Raw genomic sequence first — 1,213 nt, 5'->3', positions numbered from 1 at the left:
ATGGGACGCTGATAATGAGGGGGGAAAATTCAACGATTAGTTTAGCAGATGGGGGTGAGTATGGGGTGGGGGTGTATATGGGGGAAGGGGTGAAGGGTGCAAGTTTGACGAAGACGGTGATTAAGGGAGGGGGAAAGGGGGTAGGGGTGTATGCCGTGGGAGGTGAGAATTTGGTGATGAGGTTGGAGGGGGTGAAGATTTCAGAGGTTGGAGCGGGGGTGTATGTTAAGAGAGGGAAGAGCCTGACGATTGGTGGGGAAAATTCAACAATTAGTTTAGCAAGTGGAGGTAGGTATGGGGTGTATATGGGGGATGGGGTGGAGAGAGCTGAGTTGACGGGGACGGTGATTATGGGACAGGATAAGGGGGTAGGGGTGTATGCCGTGGGGGGTAAGAGTTTGATGATGACGTTGGACGATGTGACGGTTGAGGGGGTACAAATGGGGGTGTATGTTAAGAGAGGGAAGAGCCTGACGATTGGTGGGGAAAATTCAACGATTAGTTTAGCAAGTGGAGGTAGGTATGGGGTGTATATGGGGGACAAGGTGGAGAGTGCGAGTTTGATGGGAACAAGGATTATGGGAGGGGGAAGTGGGAGTATGGGGGTGAGTGCGCTGGGGGGTGAGAATTTGGTGATGAGGTTGACGGATGTGACGATTGAGGGGGTTGGAGCGGGGGTGTATATGGGGAGGGGGAAGAACTTGACGATGACTGGGGGCTCGACGATTAATTTTATGGGGGATGGAGTTGGGGTGATGGTGGGGGGTTTGGTAAAGAGTGCAAGTTTGACGAAGACGGTGATTACGGGGAAGGGAAGTGGGGTTGGGAGTATGGGGGTGAGTGCGGTGGGAGGTGAGATGTTGGAGATGACGTTGGACGATGTGACGGTTGAGGGGGTACAAATGGGGGTAGTGGTTGGGAAGGGGAAGAACTTGACGATTAGGTTGACAGATGTGAAGATTTCAAAGGTTGGAGCGGGGGTGAGGGTGATGGGGGGTAAGAGTTTGATGATGACTGGGGGGTCGGTGACAGAGTTTACGGGGTATGGGGTGTATGTGGGGGATGGGGTGGAGAGTGCTGAGTTGACGCGGACGGTGATTAAGGGGAAGGGAAGTGGTATGGGTACAGGGGTAATAATGGAGAGCTCGGGAAAGATGACGTTGGAGAATGTGACGATTTCAAAGGTACAAACGGGGGTCTATGCGGAAAATGG

Annotated in this window: 1 protein-coding gene; it reads left to right on the top strand. The window is 53.0% G+C overall.

All coding sequences use genetic code 11. The annotated features are described in order from the left end of the window. Positions 1 to 14 precede the first annotated feature (14 nt). Positions 15 to 1,213, top strand: a 1,199-nt coding sequence (locus tag GGR10_RS06755) for a right-handed parallel beta-helix repeat-containing protein (protein WP_182480449.1), incomplete at its 3' end; no start/stop codon positions are given.

This window comes from Bartonella chomelii, from assembly GCF_014138465.1.
GTDB classification, from domain to species: Bacteria; Pseudomonadota; Alphaproteobacteria; order Rhizobiales; family Rhizobiaceae; genus Bartonella; species Bartonella schoenbuchensis.
Note: the sequence above shows the minus strand (reverse complement) of the source record. Positions and strands in the feature narration are given on the sequence as shown.